The organism is Sorangium sp. So ce327 (assembly GCF_051530205.1).
GTDB lineage: Bacteria > Myxococcota_A > Polyangia > Polyangiales > Polyangiaceae > Sorangium > Sorangium cellulosum_B.
Window position 1 is genome coordinate 7,276,247 of record NZ_CP150330.1, and the last position, 19,776, is coordinate 7,296,022.

Annotated in this window: 17 protein-coding genes; 9 read left to right on the forward strand and 8 right to left on the reverse strand. The window is 70.1% G+C overall.

All coding sequences use genetic code 11. The features are described from left to right. Nucleotides 1-75 precede the first annotated feature (75 nt). On the forward strand, nucleotides 76-351 hold the full coding sequence (locus WME95_RS27235; protein ID WP_437902301.1) for a hypothetical protein: 276 nt from the start codon (nucleotides 76-78) through the stop codon (nucleotides 349-351). A 143-nt stretch (nucleotides 352-494) separates the two neighbouring features. On the opposite strand, the gene WME95_RS27240 is transcribed toward WME95_RS27235, so the two are convergent. Then, the gene (locus WME95_RS27240) at nucleotides 495-1,208 is read right to left on the reverse strand and encodes a hypothetical protein (protein ID WP_437902302.1); all 714 of its coding nucleotides are present in this window, start codon (nucleotides 1,206-1,208) and stop codon (nucleotides 495-497) included. A gap of 202 nt (nucleotides 1,209-1,410) precedes the next feature. Further along, nucleotides 1,411-2,406 (reverse strand): zinc-dependent alcohol dehydrogenase family protein, encoded by a 996-nt coding sequence (locus tag WME95_RS27245; protein ID WP_437911033.1) that lies wholly within the window; start codon nucleotides 2,404-2,406, stop codon nucleotides 1,411-1,413. 729 nt (nucleotides 2,407-3,135) lie between these two features. Between WME95_RS27245 and WME95_RS27250 the strand changes: the two genes are divergently transcribed. From WME95_RS27250 to WME95_RS27260, 3 genes are all read left to right on the forward strand, one after another. Next, nucleotides 3,136-3,753, forward strand: a complete 618-nt coding sequence (locus tag WME95_RS27250; protein WP_437902303.1) for an RNA polymerase sigma factor — start codon at nucleotides 3,136-3,138, stop codon at nucleotides 3,751-3,753. Nucleotides 3,754-4,083: 330 nt separating this feature from the next. Then, nucleotides 4,084-5,526 (forward strand): DUF1592 domain-containing protein, encoded by a 1,443-nt coding sequence (locus tag WME95_RS27255; protein ID WP_437902304.1) that lies wholly within the window; start codon nucleotides 4,084-4,086, stop codon nucleotides 5,524-5,526. A gap of 73 nt (nucleotides 5,527-5,599) precedes the next feature. Next, nucleotides 5,600-7,162, forward strand: a complete 1,563-nt coding sequence (locus tag WME95_RS27260) for a DUF1552 domain-containing protein (RefSeq protein WP_437902305.1) — start codon at nucleotides 5,600-5,602, stop codon at nucleotides 7,160-7,162. Between the two features lie 38 nt (nucleotides 7,163-7,200). Here WME95_RS27260 and WME95_RS27265 read toward each other — a convergent pair whose 3' ends face one another. After that, nucleotides 7,201-7,677 (reverse strand): hypothetical protein, encoded by a 477-nt coding sequence (locus tag WME95_RS27265; protein ID WP_437902306.1) that lies wholly within the window; start codon nucleotides 7,675-7,677, stop codon nucleotides 7,201-7,203. A 274-nt stretch (nucleotides 7,678-7,951) separates the two neighbouring features. Then, nucleotides 7,952-8,740 (reverse strand): SDR family NAD(P)-dependent oxidoreductase, encoded by a 789-nt coding sequence (locus WME95_RS27270; protein WP_437902307.1) that lies wholly within the window; start codon nucleotides 8,738-8,740, stop codon nucleotides 7,952-7,954. Between the two features lie 342 nt (nucleotides 8,741-9,082). On the opposite strand from WME95_RS27270, the gene WME95_RS27275 reads away from it, so the two are divergent. Both WME95_RS27275 and WME95_RS27280 read left to right on the forward strand, forming a co-directional pair. Beyond that, nucleotides 9,083-10,033 carry an STAS domain-containing protein gene (locus tag WME95_RS27275; RefSeq protein ID WP_437902308.1) on the forward strand — a complete coding sequence of 317 codons (951 nt, stop codon included), beginning with the start codon at nucleotides 9,083-9,085 and terminating at the stop codon, nucleotides 10,031-10,033. 358 nt (nucleotides 10,034-10,391) lie between these two features. Then, nucleotides 10,392-11,711, forward strand: coding sequence for a pectate lyase (locus tag WME95_RS27280; protein WP_437902309.1), 1,320 nt, complete (start codon nucleotides 10,392-10,394; stop codon nucleotides 11,709-11,711). 36 nt (nucleotides 11,712-11,747) lie between these two features. Here the strand turns inward: WME95_RS27280 and WME95_RS27285 are convergent, their stop codons facing one another. The 3 genes from WME95_RS27285 to WME95_RS27295 are packed head-to-tail and all read right to left on the reverse strand — an operon-like array spanning nucleotide 11,748 to nucleotide 14,701. Continuing rightward, nucleotides 11,748-12,767, reverse strand: a complete 1,020-nt coding sequence (locus WME95_RS27285; RefSeq protein ID WP_437902310.1) for a hypothetical protein — start codon at nucleotides 12,765-12,767, stop codon at nucleotides 11,748-11,750. Nucleotides 12,768-12,770: 3 nt separating this feature from the next. Further along, a complete protein-coding gene (locus WME95_RS27290) occupies nucleotides 12,771-14,069 on the reverse strand; it encodes a FecR domain-containing protein (RefSeq protein WP_437902311.1) in 1,299 nt (432 codons plus the stop codon). Beyond that, the gene (locus tag WME95_RS27295; RefSeq protein WP_437902312.1) at nucleotides 14,066-14,701 is read right to left on the reverse strand and encodes an RNA polymerase sigma factor; all 636 of its coding nucleotides are present in this window, start codon (nucleotides 14,699-14,701) and stop codon (nucleotides 14,066-14,068) included. Before WME95_RS27295 ends, WME95_RS27290 begins: the two co-directional genes overlap by 4 nt. Nucleotides 14,702-14,795: 94 nt before the next feature. Between WME95_RS27295 and WME95_RS27300 the strand changes: the two genes are divergently transcribed. Then, entirely contained in the window at nucleotides 14,796-16,571 is a 1,776-nt protein-coding gene (locus WME95_RS27300) for a pectate lyase family protein (RefSeq protein WP_437902313.1), read from the forward strand. A 2-nt stretch (nucleotides 16,572-16,573) separates the two neighbouring features. Here WME95_RS27300 and WME95_RS27305 read toward each other — a convergent pair whose 3' ends face one another. Continuing rightward, entirely contained in the window at nucleotides 16,574-17,368 is a 795-nt protein-coding gene (locus WME95_RS27305; protein WP_437902314.1) for a hypothetical protein, read from the reverse strand. Nucleotides 17,369-18,117: 749 nt separating this feature from the next. On the opposite strand from WME95_RS27305, the gene WME95_RS27310 reads away from it, so the two are divergent. Both WME95_RS27310 and WME95_RS27315 read left to right on the forward strand, forming a co-directional pair. Continuing rightward, a complete protein-coding gene (locus tag WME95_RS27310; protein WP_437902315.1) occupies nucleotides 18,118-19,092 on the forward strand; it encodes a GAF domain-containing protein in 975 nt (324 codons plus the stop codon). Continuing rightward, on the forward strand, nucleotides 19,089-19,286 hold the full coding sequence (locus WME95_RS27315; RefSeq protein ID WP_437541247.1) for a hypothetical protein: 198 nt from the start codon (nucleotides 19,089-19,091) through the stop codon (nucleotides 19,284-19,286). The genes WME95_RS27310 and WME95_RS27315 overlap by 4 nt, the downstream gene beginning before the upstream one ends. Nucleotides 19,287-19,776 lie beyond the last annotated feature (490 nt).

Sequence of the window (19,776 nt, forward strand, 5' to 3'; positions counted from 1 at the left end):
CGGTTGAAATGAGCCGCGGGCGCCGTCCCCGGCCGCCTACTCCGCGAGATCCCTGAAGCGGCGTTGGGTGGTCCCATGAGTAAGAAGAAGAAGTCCGAGGCCAAGCGGCATCGGAGGGCGGCGAAGCGCGCGCGCAAGGCCGCCGAGAGAGCGAAGTACGAAGCATGGAAGGCGGCGGGGCAGAACACGAAGAGCCGGCGCGCGAAGCTCCGAGCGAGGCGGCTGCGAAAGGCGACCGTCCGCACCAGGCAACATGCGGCGGGCCCCTGCGGGAACATCGGGTGCAAGCGCTGTAACCCGATCACCGCGAACCTGGTCTCGGTTCGTCTCCTGCATCGCACGGCGCAATGAGACCGAAAGGGGCGCTCGGAGACCGAGCGCCCCTTTCTCTTGGTGTGCCCGGCGCGGGCATCGAAGGAGAGAGTTCGTCGCGCAGGGCGGAGAGGGGCTGAGCTCCCGTGGGGGGCCCTGCGCCCGCCATCGCGTCCTCAATTTCAAAAAGATGGTGACCGAGGAGTAGGCGTTCGTGCCGCTCGGGAACTTGCCGTACGAATCGCGCGCGCGATCGCGGCAGTTCGGGTAGCTCCCATCGCCTTGCGGTTTGTCGCACGCGTCGTCGCAACTGCCGACGACCGTGAGAACGCATTCGTCCAGCGATGCCCCGCACACCGCTCTATCGAGGTCTTCTCGGGCGATACGCAGGCGTAGCAGATCGGCGGATTCGCGAAGATATTGCCATAGTACGCCCCTTCGCGTATCGAGTACGTGGTCTGCTCCGCGGAGTCGGAGGACAGCTCGCCCTTGTTCCCTCGCATCGAGATAGGGGTCGCGAGCCCGAGGTGATTGATCCTGGACAGGACGCATGCGGACACCCAGGTCTTGCACGCGTTGTCGCAGGAGCCGCCCGTGTCGCCCCATTTCTTGTGAAGACCGAGCTCACCGTCGAATCCGTAGACGACGCCATCGATATTGACGTCGAAGTGTGCCCCGCTCGACAAGGCGCAGCTCACGACGTACTTGAGCAGCTGGCGCGCCAGCGGATCCCGGAGCGCGCTCGACGTCAGCGCGTTCGACGTCAGCGCGTTCTCGACGAGAACGGTCTGCTCTCCAACGCCGACCTCGTCGCCCTCCCCCTCCTGCACGCTCACGCAAGCGGCCAGCGACGTCACCATGGCAGGACACAGAACCAGGACGCTTCGAACCATCATGAGCAACACCCCCCTTGGCCAGCGTATGTCCTTACGAACCTCCATGGAATTGACCTGCTGGACTAACTACGTATCCGGACAAAGTTGGAACGAATACCAGGCTGCGCCTGAGTCACGCGTCGCGAATGGGATCGCCGACACGTCCCAGACAGCACAGCACACCTCCTGCCGCTGAACGGCGCGGCGCTCGGTGAGCGCTGGTTCACGGCGGCACGAGCACCGCTGCCCCGGACATGCGGCCGTTCCGCAGATCGTCGAGCGCCTCGTTGGCCGCAGCCAGCGGATAGACGTTCACCTCCGTCCGCACCGGCACCCGCGGCGCGAGCGCGAGGAACTCCTCGCCGTCGCGGCGCGTCAGGTTCGCCACCGACCGCAGCACCCGCTCGCCCCACAGGATCGAATAAGGGAACGAGGGGATGTCGCTCATGTGGATTCCCCCGCAGACAACGGCGCCACCCTTGCGTACGGCGCGCAGCGCGGCCGGCACCAGCTCGCCGGCCGGGGCGAAGATCAGCGCCGCGTCGAGCTCCTCGGGCGGCGCGTCGAAGGAAGTGCCCGCCCACTCGGCCCCCATCGACAGCGCGAACGCGCGCGCAGCGTCGTCCCCCGGCCGCACGAACCCGAAGACGCGCCGGCCCTCGAAGCGGGCGACCTGCGCCACGAGGTGGGCGGCGGCGCCGAACCCGTAGATGCCAATCCGCTCCGCGTCCCCCGCCAGACGCAGCGTCCTGTACCCGATGAGCCCGGCGCAGAGCAGCGGCGCGGCCGAGAGGTCCGGGAAGCCGTCGGGAATCGGGAAGCAGAAGCGCGCGTCCGCGACCGCGAGCTCCGCATACCCGCCGTCGATCTGGTACCCGGTAAAGCGCGCCCGATCGCAGAGGTTCTCCCGTCCTGCGCGGCAATACACGCACACACCGCAGGTCCAGCCGAGCCAGGGCACGCCGACGCGTGCGCCCCTCGCGAACCGCGGCCCGTCGCCGGGCGCGGGCGCCTCCTCGAGGACCTCGCCCACGATCTGGTGCCCGGGCACGAGCGGCAGCCTGGCGTCCGGCAGCTCGCCGTCGACCACGTGCAGATCGGTGCGGCAGACGGCGCAGGCGCGCACGCGGAGCAGCACCTCGCCCGGCCCAGGCCGCGGAGCGGGCCGATCCTCCAGCACGAGCGGGCTCTTCGGGGCTCTCAGGACGAGGGCGCGCATGGCTGCGCGCCGAGTGTATTGCGGCCCGCGCCCCCCGTCCTGCACGTGAGCCCAGGAGATCGCCTCCCCGGCGAAGAGGGTGTCGCCGTCCACGCCGGGACCGCTGTACGGGCCGGGATCTCCCACCCCTCCTCCCGGATGCTCTCGCGCGTGTCCAGCCTGGCTGCCTCGTTTCGATAGCAATGCACGCCGAGCCTCGCCCCTCGGACCGGCAGCGGCGCTCCTGACGAGCCCCGCCAGCCGTGCCCTCCCTCGCGATCGAGGATACCCACGGTCCCGCCGATAGCAGTTGACACTGCGCGTGTGAGCGTTCACAATCTGCGCCAGCGGGTATCCTTTCGCTTCCCCGCTGAAGGGGTCGCCACGCGCGCCGAGACCTCGATGTCCCGATCGACGTCGGCATCGATTCGCTCGGTCGTCGCGGAAGCGAGTGACGGTGAGCTCAATCAATTTGTCCGCGGCTGGAATCGCAGTCCTGGCCAGTGGCAACCTTTGTACAGCAGCGATACCAGCTGCGGTTCATGTGTTGATATAGCATCGCTTTGTCAGAAATATCTCCCTCTCGCCGCCCCTGACGCGCGGCGCTGTCCTGTTGAAGTCCGGGCCCGCTGAGAGGGCCATCCATGCTGCACTCTCGAGAGGTTGAGCCAGGGACGGGGGAGATGTTCCATGCGGATTGCAACTCCTCTCGAAGGGAGCTCCGATGCTACCGGCGGCGAGGTGCAGCCCGTGACCGCGCGCGCGGCGGCCGCTCCGTCGACGCCTCCGCCCGCCGGCGCGGTCTCCGCGGCCGGCGTGCAGGCCGCGCCGCTCGACTTCGCGGAGGTGTACGAGGAGCTCTTTCCCTTGGTCTTTCGGACCGTGCGCCGCCTCGTCGCGGACGTCTCCGCGCACGAGGACGTATGTCAGGAGGTGTTCGCCGTCGTGCACCGGCGGCTCCCGGAGTTCCGGGGACGCTCGTCGCTGAAGACATGGGTTTTCGGGATCGTGGTCAACGTCGTGCAGGCGCACCGGAGGTCGCAGCGCCGCCAGAGCCCGGCCCACCGCGGGACAGGAGAGATCGTGGATCCCGAGCAGCTCGCGGGGCCCAGCGACCTCAGCCCCTACGAGGTCATGAAGAGGGCGGAGGCCGCGCGCGTGGTGCACGACCTCCTGGCGTCGCTCGACGAGGAGAAGCGCGTGGTGCTCCTCCTCGCCGAGCTGGAAGAGCTTCCGGCGTCGGAGATCGCGGAGGGGATCGGGGTGAACATCAACACCGTGTATGCGCGGCTGAGGGCCGCTCGACAGGCGTTCTCCGACGCGGTGCAGCGCCACCACGCCAAGATCCGAGGAGGTCGCCATGGATGAGCCGAGGGCTGGCGAGCGGGCGCTCGCCGCCAACCCTGGATTCATACGACCCACCGCGATCTTCACGGCCATGCCCGCACCCGGTCGATTTGATCACAAAAAACGTGCGCTCCGGTCACAAGACATAACTGCCGATTCCACACGCAGGAGCCGACGATGACATTCAGACTGGACCGAGTGTTCGCGAGTCCATGGATCGCTGCCGGGGGATGCCTCCTGAGCATCTCGTGCACCGGCGCCCTCGGGGACGAGGGCTCTTCGGAGGACACTCCAGGGCAGCCCCCGGACCAGGGTGCCGCCATCGCTGTAGACAGGATGCCCCTCCACCACATGACAGCGTCGGAGTACAACTCCACCGTCGCCCACCTGCTGGGAACGAGCCTGCGGCCCGCGGACGGATTCCCGGCCTTCGGCGCGAAGGGCTTCGACGCAAACGTGAATGCGCTCTCGAACCTCTCGCAGGTCCTGGTCCAGGGGTATTACGACGCCGCCAGGACGCTCGCCGAGGACGCGTTCTCGGACGAGGCGCAGCGCGCCAGGATCCTCGTGTGCGACCCGGCAGAGGGCGCGGGCGACGGGTGTGCGCGCCAGATCATCGAGCGCTTCGGGCTGCGCGCCTTCCGGCGCCCGCTCGAGGCGGCGGAGGTCGACCGGTACGCGGCGCAGTACGACGACGCGCGGACCACCCTCGAGATGTCCCCCGTCGAGGCGGTGCAGCACGTCGTCCGGACGGTGCTCACGTCGCCGCATTTCATCCTCCGGATCGAGCTGGGCCCCGACTCGGCGAGATCGCCGGGCGCCCTCAACGGCTACGAGGTCGCGTCGCGCCTCTCGTACCTGCTCTGGAGCTCGCTCCCGGACGACGAGCTCTTCGACGCGGCGAAGGACGATGAGCTGGCCACCGAGGGCGAGCTCGAGCAGCAGGTGGAGCGCATGCTGGCCGACCCGAAGAGCGCCGCCTTCTTCCAGAACTTCTACGGGCAGTGGCTCGGCACGCGCACGCTCCCCAGCCACAACGCCGACACGAGCCAGTTCCCGAACTGGGACGATGAGCTGAAGAGCGCGATGCTCGACCAGGTCAACGAGTACTTCGCCGGCTTCACGACCGGCGGGCGGCCTTGGTCCGAGTTCCTCACCGCGCCCCACCCGGAGAGCCGGCTGATCGAGCCGCTCTATGCGAACGACCCCGAGGGCGTGCGCGAGGGGTTCCTCACGCTCCCAGCGTTCCTGACGCTGTCGTCCCGCGCCGACCGGACCTCTCCCACGTCCCGCGCGAAGACGATCCTGGAGCAGCTCTTCTGCGCGCCCATGGTGCCGCCCGCCAACGTGGATATCCCGGAGCTCGGCGCCGCGGACGGGGAGGAGGGCGGCGTCACCAACGTGCGCAAGGAGCTCGAGAAGCACCGCGCGTCGCCCGACTGCGCGGGATGCCACGACGTGCTCGACCCGATCGGGCTGAGCCTGGAGAACTTCGACCCGATCGGCGCCTACCGGACCCAGTACCCGAACGGCGACCCGATCGACGCGACGGGGGTGTACGAGGGCGCGGCGTTCGAGGACATCTCCGGCCTCGTGCCGGCGCTCGTGGAGGCCGCCCGGTCGGGGACCTGCCCGTCCGAGCAGCTCTTCAGCTATGCCCTGCGCCGGCGCCCGAGCGCCGGGGACAGGACCAGGATCAAGGAGATCGCCGCGCGCTGGAGCGGCGGCACGATCGCGGATCTGGCGAAGCAGGTGGTGACCAGCGAGGCGTTCCGCCTTCGAGCGAAGGAGTAGGCGCGGTGAGGCCGCACGCGTTGTTTCTGCACAGGACGAAGCACGAAGGAGCGATGCGCACATGAAACGCTTGATGACACGCAGAAATCTGTTGCGCGGCGCGGGCGTCTGCCTGGCGCTGCCGTTCCTCGAGAGCCTCGCGCCGCGCACCGCGCGCGGCGGGGAGCCCGGCACCCCGAAGCGCTTCGTGCTCTGCACCTTCCCGAACGGGGCGCCCCATCACTGGTGGGAGACGGCCCCGGCGTTCGGAAAGACGCTGAAGGGCGCCGATTTCAAGCTGCCGAGGGTGCTCGAGCACTTCGCGCCGGTGAAGTCGAAGATGCTCATGATCAGCCGCCTCGGCAACTACACGTGGAGCACGGAGAAGCACCCCTACATCGAGCCTTCCCACTCGCGCCTCGGCGCGGCGCTCTCGACCTGCGTGGACGCCGATCAGATGGGGAGGGACGCGCGGCAGGACCTCGGCGAGTGGGTGGGCAACGGCGTCTCGGTCGACCAGCTCATCGTCCAGAAGGCAGGCCCGGAGCAGGCGACCCGCATCCCGTCGCTGCAGACGGGGCTCGGCGTCAAGCCCGGCTTCTTCGACCAGCGCAGCTACGCCTACAACCAGGTCCTCTCCTGGAAGAGCCAGCGCGAGCCGCTGAAGCGCTCGGTCAACCCGAAGGCGGTGTTCGACGCGATCGTCGGCGCGGGCGCGGTGGGGTCCATGCCAGGGCAGAGCGACGAGGAGGCCAGGATCGAGGCGGAGCGCCGCGCGGCGCTGGAGAAGAGCGTCATCGACGGCGTGCTTGCGGACGCGAACTCGCTCATGAACCGGGTCGGCTCCGCCGATCGCAAGATCGTCCAGCAGTACCTGGACTCGCTGCGCGAGATCGAGAAGAACGCGACCCGCGTCCAGTCGACGATGACCCCGCAGACGGGCCTGGGCTGCACCCCGATCAGCCAGCCCGGCGTGGTCCCCGAGCCGCCGGGCCAGGCGGAGGGGCTCAACGAGAACGACAACACGGGAGCCGGCCCGTACAAGCACGAAGATCACGCGAAGGTCATGATCGACCTCATCGTCATGGCGATTCAATGCGACGTGACGCGCGTGATCACCCACATGCACGACGACATGCGCTCCGAGTTCGAGTATCGGTGCATCCCGGAGGACGTCCGCGCCAAGGTGGGGCTCGCGTACAGGAGAGAGGCCAGCCTGCACTTCCACTCCTCCCAGCACGCCGCCGGCAACCTGGACCGCGCGACCCAGAACGGCCAGTACAAGATCCTCGCGCAGAGCAACCTCGACTACGCGGCGATCAACTGCTGGCTCAACCAGAAGAGCGCGCAGCTCGCGCAGCGGCTCGACGCGATCCCCGAGGGCGACGGCACGGTGCTCGATCACTGCGTCATGGTGCACATGAGCGAGATGCGCTCGCACGACCACGACGGGTACGACCTGCCCATCGTGCTCCTCGGCGGCGACGGCGTCTTCTTGAACGACGCGCACGTCGCCTACGACGCCCTCGGCAACGATCGCCAGCTCCGCGATCTGTGGTTCACCATCATGAACCAGTACTACGGCCTGGGCGTCTCGTCGTTCGGCGAGGATCGTCGCGGCGTGCAGAACGCGCTCCTCGAGGAGATCCTGCGGTAGCCGAGCCCGCAGGATCGCGCCGCTGACCGTCGAGCAGGCTAGCGCCGCGCTCCCCTCGCGAACATCGCGATGATCTCCGCCCCGTCCCCCGCCACCGTCACGTACGCTCCCTCGACGCCGAGCACGTCGCCCTTCTGCGCGAGCGCCTGCACGGCGCTCGCCGCCTTCTGGAGCTGCACGCCCACCGCGCCGCCTCCGATGCGCACCGGCATCCCGCGCTTGAGCTCGATCACGTAGGATCGCCGCCGCGCCGCCCAGGGGCTCGACATGTCGACGGCCAGGAAGTCGCCGCAGGAGGCGCGCTGGTTCGAGCGGAAGAGCCAGAGCTCGGTCCGGCGGCGCATGAGCTCGCGCGCGAACTCGTCCTCATCGGCCTTGAACGCGAACGCATGGAAGGCGAAGGCGGCGTCGGCCTGAGACGGCCGGACAGCCCTCTTCACCAGCTCGCAGAAGAGGTCTCGTCGCGCGACGGCGCGACGGGTGAGCTTGATGGAAAGCGGAAGACGGGGCGCCATGATGCACGCTCTCCGGGCGGCGCTCGTCTCGTACGAGCGTCGCCCGATGGCAGGAGGTCGAAGGTCGAACACACGCCGCCCCGCTAGCGCAAGGCGAGCGGAACGGAGTGCGGACGGCGACGGGGCGCCGGAGCGCGAGCAACGCGGGCAGCGGGGAGAACCCGCCCGGCGGAAGCGACCGCGTTGCTACAGGAAGACCTTCATGGCGCTACCTCTGCGAGGTCGAAGATACACGATCGCCCGAGCCGCGCCAGGGCGATGGGGGCGCTCGCTCCTACGGCCCATAGCCAGGCAGCAGCTGAGCCCGCGCCGACGCAGCGACCCGCGCCTCGAGGAAGGCCGGAAAGAGCCCGGCGAGCCGCACGAGAAGCCGATAGACGGGGCTCCCCGCAAACTGCCGGGGCGCCCGATCGACGGCGCGGAGCAGCTCCTTCGCCGTGTACTCGACAGGCAAGCTCACCACGCCGTCGAAGCGGGTGCCGCGGCCGCACGCCGTGTCGGTGTGGGGCGCCACGAACACGACGACCTTGACGCCGAAGCGGCCCACCTCGCCTCGGAGCGCATGCGACCACGCGCCGAGCGCCGCCTTCGTCGCCGAATAATTGGCCGCCGTCGGCGAAGCGATGACCCCGAGCAACGACGAGACGTTCACGATGACGCCCGAGCGGCGCGCCAGCATCGACGGCAGCAGCGCGCGCGTCACCCGCACCGCACCCCAGTAATTGAGATCCATCTCGGCGCGTCGCGTGCTCATGTCCTGCGCCATGAAATCCGTCTGGTCGCAGGAACCTGCGTTGTTGATCACGACGTCGCACGGCCCCGCCTCGAGGAGCCGCGCGATCCCCCGCTCGACGCTCCCGTCCTCCGTGACATCCATCGCGACGACCTCGGCCCGCCCGCCCGCGCCAGCGATCTCGCGGGCGAGCGACCTCAACGCGTGCTCGTCGCGCGCGGCGAGCACGACCGTGTGTCCCTGCTTGCCGAGCGCGAGCGCGGCCGCGCGTCCGATCCCGCGCGACGCGCCGGTGACCAGGATTCGTTTGGAAGTGCTCAGTGTGCCCATGGTGTCCCCTACCATCCTCTCCAAGGTGGACCGGGCCGTCCGGTCACCAAACACCGTACGGCGGGCAGGACCTGCGCCGCATCTCCGCGGCTGCGGATGAGTTCTCCTGGCTTGCTGTGGGCTCATTGCGGAGGCTCAGCAAGGAGGACGACGGCGTTGTGTAGGCGAGCCGACGACCGCGACGAGGATCTCCAGCCTGGCTTTCCAGTAGATCGAGGACCGTTCTCTCGCTTATAGTTCATCGCGCCTCGGGGACACGGCGGCTCGCAGGAACACGTCTTGTGATGCTGTGCGCCGCGCAGGGGCGAGCGTGCGAGAACGAGCCAGCATGAGGGGAGCTCCATGAGCATGGATGGCCGACTCGATCCGAGCGACGCCTCGGCGCTGCGGGAGCGCGTCGTCCGCCTGGAGCAGGAGCTGGCCCAGCGCGAGCGCGAGCTGGCCGAGCACAGGCGGGAGATCCAGGCGCTGCACGAGCGCGTGGCGCAGCTCCTCACGATCGAGGCGGCGCAGAAGCGGCTCGCCGCCGTGGCGGAGAACAGCTCGGATTTCATCGGCATCGCCTCGATGGACGGCGTCGCCCAGTACCTCAACGAGGCGGGGATGCAGCTCGTCGGCCTCGATGCGAGCGAGCTGCCGCAGGTGACGATTGGCAGCTTCTTCTTCCCCGACGACCTCCCTTACATCGAGCAGCACATCATGCCCGCGACGATGGAACACGGCCGCTGGGTCGGGGAGTTCAGGTTCCGGCACTTCAAGACCGGGGCTGCGGTTCCGGTCCTTTACAACTCCTTCCTGATCAGGGACCCGGAGACAGGGGAGCCCATGGCGCTGGCCACCGTGACGGCGGACCTCACCGAGCGCAAGCGCGCCGAGGAAGAGCGCGTCCGCCTGAAGGACGAGGTGATCCGGGTCCAGGCCGCTACCCTCCAGGAGCTGTCGACCCCCCTGCTCCGCATCAGCGATCGGGCCGTCATCATGCCGCTCATCGGCGCGATGGACTCGAGCCGCGCCGCGGCGGTCCTCGAGCGGCTGCTCCAGGGCGTCAGCGCCGAGCAGTCCAAGGTGGTGATCCTCGACATCACGGGCGTATCGAACGTGGACTCCCAGGTCGCCGACGCGCTCATCCGGACGGCGAAGGCCGTACGCCTGCTCGGCGCGCAGATGGTCCTCACCGGCATCCGGCCGGAGGTCGCGCAGATCCTCGTGGCGCTCGGCGTCGATCTGGGCAGCATCGTCACGATGGGCTCGCTCCAGAGCGGCATCGCGTTTGCGTTGAGCCAGGCGCGCTGAGCTCGGCGCGCCCGCCTCCGCTGAGCCCGGTGGCAACACTGCCAGGACCCTCGCGGCGTCGCGTGCGACCCAGCACGCCATCCCGCGCCGCGTGCCATCCCGCGCGGCGGGTGACGAATTCTGAAAGGTGAGCAGGGGCCGGATCAACTCCGGGCGCATGAAGACCTGGGCGCGATGCCCGCCAGGCCGGGCGAGCATCTCTTGGCTGTCACTTTTCGCTCTGGGCGCGGCCGCGTGGGCCTGTTCCGGGACACCGCACGACGGCTCCGGGAGCGGCGGAGCTCCCTCGACGGAGCCTGCTGGCGCGGGCGGAGCGACGCCGGGCGGAGAGGCATCGGGCAGCGACGCCGCCTCCGGGGTGACGACGGGAGCTGGAGGGACCGGCGGTGCGCCGAGCCCGGGCGCGGGCGGCGGCGCACCGAGCGCGGGTGTGGGCGGCGGCGCCGGGACGGGCGGGTCGGGCGCCGTCGCGTTCGGGGCCTTCCCCGGCGCCGAGGGATTCGGGCGGATGGCCACCGGCGCGCGCGGCGGCGACGTCTACCATGTCACCAACCTGAACGATGCGGGGCCCGGCTCCCTGCGGGATGCCATCAGCCAGCCGAATCGCACCGTGGTCTTCGACGTCGGCGGCGTCATCAAGATCGACGCCCGCCTGGTGTTCAAGAACAACCAGACGATCGCCGGGCAAACCGCGCCGGGCGGCGGCATCACCGTCTACGGCAACGGCACCTCCTTCTCCGGCGCGTCGAACACGATCGTTCGCTACGTGCGGTTTCGCATGGGCAAGATCGGCGACTCGGGCAAGGACACCGTCACCATGGCCAACGGACACGATGTGATCTGGGACCATTGCTCGCTGAGCTGGGGGCGCGACGGCACCTTCGATCTGAACCGGGAGAGCGGGGCGGAGCTCTACAACATCACGCTTCAAGATTCGATCGTCGCGCAGGGGCTCCAGACGCACAGCACGGGCGGCATCGTCAACACGACCGGCACGTCGATCATCCGGTCCTTGTACATCGACAACAATTCCCGTAACCCGAAGGCCCGCGGGACGCTGCAGTTCGTCAACAACGTCGTCTACAACTGGGTCACCTCGGGGTACATCCTGGGCGACACGAGCGGGCGCTCGGACGGGGTGATGGTCGGCAATACCCTGATCCCCGGCCCGGAGACGAACGGCGGCACCCTGGACAGCCCCACGCCAGAGTACCACCTCTATGCCGTCGACAACTGGTACGACAGCAACAAGGACGGTGTCCTGAACGGCCGCCCGCTCGGCCAGGGGGACTTCGGCTCGGTGACCTGGGAGGCGGCGCCGAGCGTCGAGATTCCCGACGTGCCCGCGATGAGCGCGAAGGACGCCTTCGACCACGTGATGAAGCACGCCGGGGCGTCTCTCTGGCGTGACCCGGTCGACGATTTCGTCATGGAAGAGCTCGCGTCCCTCGGGACCGATGGCGCCACGATCAGCGACGAGAAGAGCCTCGGCCTCCCCAACACCGTTGGAGACATCCCGGGGGGCGCTGCGCCCGCGGACACGGATCAGGACGGGATGCCCGATGCATGGGAGGTCTCCGCCTCGCTCGATCCTCACGACCCGGAGGATCGCAATGGCGACCGCAACGGCGACGGCTGGACGAACCTCGAGGAGTACATCAACTCCCTCGTCCCGTGACGCCTCGAGGACGCGCGCGCGCCTCGCCATGCTCCCTCAGAACGAGACCCCCAGGCTGAGCGTGCCCAGGGCTTGAGCGATGAGCGGAGCGGTGCGCTCGTCATCGACGGCGATGATGGGGCGCGGCAGGAGCGTGAGACAGGTGAGCTCGAGGCCGAGGCCCACGCTCGGATGAAAGAAGTACTGGACGCTCAGCCCCGCGTCCGCGGCGAAGCTGAAGAACTCCTCGCTGCGCCCCAGGAGCGGCGGCTCGACATGGCCGGTGGCCTGGAGGTGGTAGGCGCCGACGCCAAGGAGCGGCCCCCATTCCCAGTGAAGACCGGCAGCCGTTTGCCCCAGGTTCCAGCTGGCCCGGAGGAGCGCGAGCTCCTGGCGCACCCGGGCGGCGCCGCCTGCTGCGCGGAACTCGGCGCCAAAGAGGGGACCGCCGAGGAGCAGGCCGAGACGGAAGCGCTCGTCGAGGCGGGTGTGCGCGCCGATCTGCGCGCCGACGCCGCCGCCCACCGAGGGCGTGAAGAGGACGAGCCCCCCCGTGCGCACGTGAAAGCGGGGCGGCTCCCGGGAGAAGCGGAGCACCTCGGGGGCGGGCGGCTGGGCCTCGACGCCGAGCACATCCCGCGCGGGAGCCTGGCCCGGGCCCAGCTCGAGGAGGCTTGCGCGCAGCAGATCGACGGCGCGTACGGCGAGGAGCATCGGGCCATCGCTGGAGGGATCGATGAGGAGCTTTCGCGTGGTCGTCTTGCCGGTCACGCGATCCACGATGCACACCTCGGCGGCCGTGCCGCTTCCGTCGCGCCGCAGCGCAACAGCCGCAAAGGCCTGGCTCTCCTGCGCCTCTCGCTCGAGCTCCTCGGCCCCGGGCGATCGCGCGGCGCTCCCGAGCACGATGACCTCGAAGGACTGGAGCTCCAGCTCGGCAGAGAGCCGCCCGAAGGCCTCGAAGAGCGTGGCGTCGCGCGGATCCGGTCGGACGACGAGCACGCGCTGCGCCCAGGCCAGTCGAGGGCAGACGAGCAGCAGGAGCAGGACGAGGAGCGTTCGCGCCCGCCGGATCATGGATCAGGGCTGAGCGGCGAGCTGTCGAGCCGTCTTGGCGTGGACCCCGCTCGGGTAGAGGCGCAGGTACTCTTGCGCCACCACGCGCGCGGCGGCCGGTCCTTCGAGGCTCTGGACCGCGCGCATCTTTCCCGCGAGCGCTTCGGCGGCAAAGGCGCCGCCCGGCGCCTCGCGAAGGGCCGTCTCGTACCAGGTCCTGGCGCGCGCGGCGGCGCCGCGGCTCTCGTGAAGGCGCCCGAGCAAGAAGGCCGCGCGGCTCCCCGCGGTCGACGCGTAGCGCGCGCGCAGGGCGAGCAGGGCCTGCTCGGCGAGCTCGTTCTGCCCCACGTAGCGAGCGGCGTCGGCCAGGGCGTTCAGATCGGCGGCATCACAGGAGGTGAGACAGCTCTGCGTGCCCCGCGCCTCGGCCTCCTGGACGACGCGCCGGAACTCGCCCTGGGAAACGAGCTTGCTCCAGGGCGGTCTGGCGCTCGGCGGGGCGACCAGGGGCGCCGGGGTTTCAGCGGAGCTCGGCGCCGGGGGAGCAGCAGGCTCCGGCGGCGGTGCAGCGACCTCGGCGAGCTGCCCCTGCGCCGCGGGAGGCGCGGGCTCGGCGCCTTGCACCGCCGTGTCGGGGGCCTGAGCCGCCGTATCGGGGGCCTGAGCCGTCGTGTCGCTGACGTGCAGGGTCCTCGCCTGAGCGTCCCCCACGAAGCGCTGCCCTGCGCGCACGCTCACGGCGCCAGAGCCGGAGTAGCCCTCCACCTCGACCGCCCCCTCGCGCAGGATCACCTCGAGCCGCTCGCGGTCAGCGTCCCAGAGGAGCTCGAAGCGCGTGCCCACCACGCGGACCACGAAGGGACCCGCGACGAAGCGCCACTCGCTGTGCCCGGTGTGCGTGACCTCGGCTTCGACCCGGCCGCGTTCGACCGAGATGCGGGCGCCGCGCTCGTTCCTGGTCTCGTCGATACGGAGCCGCGCCCCCGCCGCGGCCCGGATCCGCGTCTGATCGGAGAAGGTGATGGCGGCCAGGTGATCGACGGGTACGCGCACATAGCCGCTCTCGTTCACCGCGCCCTCGACGACGTAATCGAGACCTCGCTCCGTTCGCCAGAAGAAGAAAACGGCCATCAGCACGCTCGCGGCGAGGGCGAGCGGAGCCACCCAGCGGACGACCACCCGCGCCTTGCTCGAGCGCGCCTGCGCCTCGTCGACGCGGCGCAGGAAGGCGGCGCGCGCCTCGCGGCGCTCCGGCTCGCTCAGCTGAGCGGCTCTCTGCAGGAGGGCCGCGACGGGATCGAGCTGTCGTTCGGGTTCGCTCATGGCCAAAGTCCTTCACACCGGGACAGGAACTCCTGGAGGGCTGGCTCGCGCGCCTTGAGCAAGAACGCGCGCGCGCTCTCGAGCTCACGGCGCACCGTCGACTCGGACACGCCGAGCGCCGCGGCCGTCTCGAGCATTTCGAGGCCTTGCACGTGGCGCAGCACGAAGGCCATGCGCCGGCGCGTGCTCAGCCTGTCGAGCACACGGTGGAGGGCGCTCAGCACCTCGCGATGCTCGAAGTCGACGCGCTCGAGGGCGCGCTCGGGGAGCTCTCCGCTCGGGGAAAGGCCCACCCAGCGGCGTATCTTGCGCTTCCGGATCTCGAGCGCTGCCTGCCGCGCCGCCATGGACGCAAGATAGCCACGGAGGGCCCCCCCGTCCTGGATGCGCGCGGCCCCCTGCATCAGGCCCAGGAAGACCTCCTGGACCAGATCTTCAAGGCTGGTATCGGGACCGAGGGCCCCATACAGCACACCTCGCACGAGACCCGAGTACCTGTCCCAGATGACGGCGAGGGCCTCCCGCTCTCCAGCGGCGGCGCCAGCGACCAAGCTCGCGTCCGACCGCCTGTCGGCGGGGAAGCGGGCCAAGGTGGGTCCGGGCGGCGGGGCGGAGCGCGTGGGTTGAGCCACTCTCTCCTAGTTACTTAAGGGCATCCCGAGCCTCCAGAAAAATTCGCCCGCCGCCAGGACGCTGGATCGGAGCAGGCGACTCGGAGCATTTCGGTTGCGCTCTCGGGCGTCGCCCCGCAGCTTTGCCCTGTTCGTCATGCGCCTCTCCTGCCGCACCCGGCTCCTCCGAGTCGCCGCGCTCTCGGCCCTGGCCTGGGGGCTCTCCTGTGAGGATCAGCTCCTCCAGACGGCCACCCGACCCCCGGGCAACGCGGGTGTCGGCGGCAGCTCTCCTACCCTCTCGGAGCTCGCCTGCGACGGCGAGCCGCCGGCGGCGGAGCTCCCTCCGGGGGCCGCCTTCGGAGAGGGAGAGGAGCTCGCGAGTTCGCCGCTCGTCAGCGCGAGCTACGGGGCGCTCGAGGGCCCCGGTCTCTCGATCACGGCGCGCGATACCTTCCGCGTCCACGTCAACGGGGATCTCATCGCCGCGAGCGAGTCGGCGCGCGCTCCGATCTTCGTGCCCCTCTCCTTGCTGCCGGGAGAGAACGTGATCGCCGTGAGCGTTCACGCCGCAGCGGGGACCCCCGCGGCGCTCGTCCACCTCGACGAGCTCGAGCGCAGCCATGGGAGCGGCAGCGACTGGAAGCTGAGCACCGCGCCGGAAGGAGACTGGACCGCGCCCGGCTACGGCGACAGCGGCTGGACGGCGGCGCGCGAGCTGGGGAGCGCTGGAGATCTGCCGGGCTGCGATCCCGAGGCGGCCTTCCCCGCGAGCACGGAGGCTCGCTGGATCGGGCCCGCGCCGGGGACGCGGGGGCCTATCGCCCTCCGCAAGGTGATACGGGTCGAGGCGATCGGCTTTGGCGAGGGCACGACGGGGGGCGCGGGGGCGACGCCCGTGCTTGTCTCGAGCTGGACCGAGCTCGAGACGCTCGCCCGCTCGGACGACCCGGCCGTGATCTTGCTGGCCGAAGGCCTCTACGACTTCCGCCGCACAGGCTCGGAGGTCCAGGACATCGAGGTCTGTCCGAGCACCTGCTCGGGGGAGCCCGAGAAGACGTTCTATCAGGTCCTCACCGGGGATGCGACCTGTGAGCGTCCGCTCGTCGGGGCGACGCGGAACCATCGCGTCCTCCAGTTCGGTTCCAACAAGACCCTCGTCGGGCTCGGGCGCGGCGCGGCGCTGCCGGGCGTGAACATGGATCTCAACGAGAGCGAGAACGTGATCATCCGCAACGTCGCCCTCTACGATCTGAACTCGAACGTGCACGAAGCGGGCGATGCGTTCACGCTGACGCAAGCCTCCAGGGTCTGGATCGATCACACGACCGTCCAGCGGATCAGCGACGCCTTCGCCGACGTCCACGCGGGCACGAGCGGGGTCACCTTCTCCTACGGCCACTTCGACGGCAGCAACGAGGCCGAGTGCGGCGGCCGCGAGCGCTGGGCCTGCACGATCACCGACGCCGAGGTGACGATGCACCACTGTCGCTTCGATGAAGTGAGGACGCGCGCCCCCCTCGCCACCGGATCCCGAGCGCGCGCCCACCTCTTCAACAATGTGTTCTCGAACATCTCGGACTGGGCGGTCGGCGCCGCCTGTGAGGGGCAGGTGCTGCTCGAGGCGAGCGTGTTCGAGAACGCCGACGCGGCGACGCGGCGCTCGGACTGCAGCGACGCGACGGGCCGGGGGCTCCTCCTCGCCGCCCCTGGCTCGAACCTCTACCGCGACGAGAGCGGCGTTCACCTGGGCGGAGACGGGGAGCCAGCGGATGACGTCTTCACGCCCCCCTACGACTACGCGCCCGAGCGGGCGAGCGACGCGTTGCTCCAGGTGATCTCTCGCGCCGGCGCCGGAGGGCCCTGGGCGCTGCCGCTCGCGCGCGAGTAGTCTTATTCGGGCGCCCAGGTCACGGTGGTGATGACCTGAAGATGGCCGAGGTCGCGGACGAAGGTATGCACGCGCCCGCTCGGCGACACGTCGACCGGATCGCCCCAATGCTCCATGTCGGTGGGGTCGACGCCGGCCAGGGCGGGCGGCGCCGCGCCGGCAGCGCCGACGGTCGTCATGCTATCGAGGTGCTTGTAGATGGCCTCGAGCTGCGTGTAGTCATGCTGATCCGGGTGCTGGTTTTGCCCCGGATCGTTCGAGTAGTCCATGCACGTCCCGGTCGTCGTGCTGAAGTCCTCGTCGTTGTGCGCGAGCCCGAAGATATGCCCGATCTCCTGGCACGTCACGGAGGCTCTCCATGCCGGCGTGTCGTACCTGGCCGTGTCGAAGTAGGTGTCGTTCAGCCTCACCGTGCCCTGGGTGATGTGCTCCCCGTCGGCCCAGACCGTGGCCAGTCCGAGCCACCCGTTGGCACCGTATCGCGCGTTGCAGACCTCGGCCCTCCCGCTGGTGGGCCGGCATCGCCTGCCGCCCCCGCCGGCAGCGACGGTGGCGTCGAGCACCGACGACCTGGACCAATCGCTGGCGGCGACCGAGAGGTGCTCGGCCCACGCGGAGGACACGTTGTTGCCGAGCTTGATGGTGAAGGGGTTGCTCGTTCGTGCCCAGTGGTATTTGCCCCAGGCGTGCGACGCCAGCGCGGCGCGCTGGACGTCCTCCACGTCGGCTGCGCAGCCGACGTGGAGGAGCGAGAGGACCGACACGGACAGGCCCAGGGCAAACCGCTTCTTGCTCATGTGCGAACCTTCCTGTCGAGGGTTCAATCCGGCCGAGCTGGGCGCCGGCGAGCACTCGCCATCGTGGCGTTTGCACGGATCCCCGCCGTTATCGTGGGCCAGGCGCGACCGTGGCCTGACGCAGCGGCAACGGCGTTGTTCGTCAGGAACGACCCTCTGCGCAGCGCGATGAAAGCGCCATTTGATCTCGTGCGTCGCTCCCGAGAAACCGAATGAGCGACCGCGCACGATATCGTCTGTCGTGCCCCTGTCAAGGATGGCTTTCCCTGTTCGAGAGGCGCGATCACCTCCGCACACCGGCATCGCGGTGATACGGCCCAGCGCCGGTGTGGTCGCCTCGGACGTTCTGGGAGCGTCTCGGCGAGATCACGCATCCATCCTGGACCACGCCCCGGGGGCCCGTGTGGAGGGACATGGAACCCCGTGGAGAGGCCGACGAGCGTGAGCGTCGACGCAGGGGCCGCGGAGGACGCCAGCTCGGCACCGGCGCTGCCGAGAGCTGGTTCATGGTTGTTCCCAGGGCTTTCTTTCGGGTGCGAGCGCGGGCGAGCGGCGCCGGGGCGGCGAGACAGCGAAGCCGCCGGCTCGAAGGTGGACACCGGTGGGGTCGTGTCTCCTGGAGCGCGGAGCCGATGAAGCGCCCGCGGGGGCAGCTCGAGGCGCCGGGTTGCGGTAAGATCGTGGGCCGGGCGCGGGCACGGCGGCGCTCGCGGTTGAGCCCGCCCTGTCGCCCCGGCAAGAACACCCCCATGGCCGATTTGAACGATCCCGCGCGCCTCGCCGAGCTGCACCACGTGCTGCTGCGCGACGACGCGGACGCCATCCTGGACGCCTGCGTCGAGCGGGCGGCCGAGCTCGCCCGGGCGCCGATGGCGCTCGTGAGCCTGGTGGTCCGACACATCCAGCTGTTCCGCGCGCACCGCGGCCTGCCGCCCGACCTGGGCGTCAGCTGCGCGACCTCACGGAGCAGCTCGTTCTGCCAGCTCGTCGTGCGCCACGAGGCGCCGCTCGTGGTCGAGGACGCCTTGCACGACGAGCGCGTACCCAAGGAGCTGGTGGAGCGTTATGGCATCCGCGCGTACGCGGGTGTGCCGGTGCGGGTGCGCCGGCATGTGGTCGGTTCGCTCTGCGTGATCGACCTCGTCCCGCGCACCTTCGAGCCGGGCGTCGTCGAGGGCCTCCATCGGCTCGCCGCCGAGGCCGGCGCGCGGCTCGAGGCGCTGGAGAGCGACACGCCGCCGCCGAGCCGCACCGCGAGGGAGCGCCTCGGCCGGTTCGGGCAGACCGCGCGTGCGCTGGAGCGCGCGCTCCTGGCCATCGCTCCGGTGCTCGCCGAGGCGCAGCGCGCGGCGGCGACGCTGCCGGAGGCGCCGCAGATCGCGCCGAGCCCGGACGATCTTCGCGCGGCGGTCGACTGCTACCGGGACATGTTCGCGATCGCGGCCGAGCTGGCCGACGACGCCATGGCCCTCTCGCGCTCCGCTCCGGCCGAGGCGGCGTCCGAGCTCGCCCAGGCGACGCGGTCCCTCACGCGGGACATGGTCGAGATCAGCCCGCTCGTCCGGCTCGCCGAGAGCGTGCTCGGGGGTACGCTCGACGAGGGCGCCGCCGCGAGGGCAGCGCACGTCGTGCGGGACGCGTTCGCGGCGCACGAGACCGCGATCGCCGCGGTGCACCGGATCATCACCACCGTCGAGCGCGCGCGGACAGCGGAGGCGCTGTGAAAGGCCGAGCGTACCAGCTGCTCCGCTCCTGTCTCGGCGACAAGGACCCTCCGAACGCGCGCGACGCGTTCATCTATGCGCGGGTCATCATGCGCGCGCGCGTCGTGCCCGAGGAGATCACGCCGGCGCTCGACGACCCCGCCGTCGAGCGCCGACTGGAGAGCGCGCTGCAAGACATCGTCCGCCGCGCGTAGGGAGGGGCCCTCGGCCCCTCGCGCCGGCAGGGGCCGAGGGACGCGCTCCTTTGCCGGTGCTCCTCTGGCATGATCGCGACGGCCGAGGCTGGAGCCGAGGGCGCCGCCTGCAGCGCTTGCGGGCACCCCTTGCCATTCAGGCAAAGATTGCCACCCGTGGAAGGCCAGCGGCCCGGCAACCGCCGGGTCCCGCAGAGGCGCGAGGTGCCATGATCCGGAGGAAGTCCTCCTTCGCGCCCACCTGGACCCGGTAGAAGCCGCCCCGCCGGGACGCCTGTCTCTCGCTCGATTCCACAACCTCCGAGAGAGGAGCGGCCCTCGCGATCTGCGCGGTCGTGCAGCACGCGGCGCAGCTGCGAAACGCGCCCCCAGGCGCGCCAGGTGTACTTGCGCAACGGGCTGCCCAACCACGCAGCGCGCTCACGCAACGCGCTGCGCGAACACGCGGCTGGGCGGTCGCCTCGCTGACGGGTCGAGATCGAGAGGGCGC

Excerpts from the sequence above, each read along its gene's own strand:
- WME95_RS27305 (WP_437902314.1), bottom strand. The coding sequence starts at position 17,368 with ATGAGCAAGAAGCGGTTTGCCCTGGGCCTGTCCGTGTCGGTCCTCTCG.
- WME95_RS27265 (WP_437902306.1), bottom strand. The coding sequence starts at position 7,677 with ATGGCGCCCCGTCTTCCGCTTTCCATCAAGCTCACCCGTCGCGCCGTC.
- WME95_RS27240 (WP_437902302.1), bottom strand. The coding sequence starts at position 1,208 with ATGATGGTTCGAAGCGTCCTGGTTCTGTGTCCTGCCATGGTGACGTCG.
- WME95_RS27270 (WP_437902307.1), bottom strand. The coding sequence starts at position 8,740 with ATGGGCACACTGAGCACTTCCAAACGAATCCTGGTCACCGGCGCGTCG.
- WME95_RS27285 (WP_437902310.1), bottom strand. The coding sequence starts at position 12,767 with ATGATCCGGCGGGCGCGAACGCTCCTCGTCCTGCTCCTGCTGCTCGTC.
- WME95_RS27290 (WP_437902311.1), bottom strand. The coding sequence starts at position 14,069 with ATGAGCGAACCCGAACGACAGCTCGATCCCGTCGCGGCCCTCCTGCAG.
- WME95_RS27235 (WP_437902301.1), top strand. The coding sequence starts at position 76 with ATGAGTAAGAAGAAGAAGTCCGAGGCCAAGCGGCATCGGAGGGCGGCG.
- WME95_RS27255 (WP_437902304.1), top strand. The coding sequence starts at position 4,084 with ATGACAGCGTCGGAGTACAACTCCACCGTCGCCCACCTGCTGGGAACG.
- WME95_RS27260 (WP_437902305.1), top strand. The coding sequence starts at position 5,600 with ATGACACGCAGAAATCTGTTGCGCGGCGCGGGCGTCTGCCTGGCGCTG.
- WME95_RS27245 (WP_437911033.1), bottom strand. The coding sequence starts at position 2,406 with ATGCGCGCCCTCGTCCTGAGAGCCCCGAAGAGCCCGCTCGTGCTGGAG.
- WME95_RS27310 (WP_437902315.1), top strand. The coding sequence starts at position 18,118 with ATGGCCGATTTGAACGATCCCGCGCGCCTCGCCGAGCTGCACCACGTG.
- WME95_RS27275 (WP_437902308.1), top strand. The coding sequence starts at position 9,083 with ATGAGCATGGATGGCCGACTCGATCCGAGCGACGCCTCGGCGCTGCGG.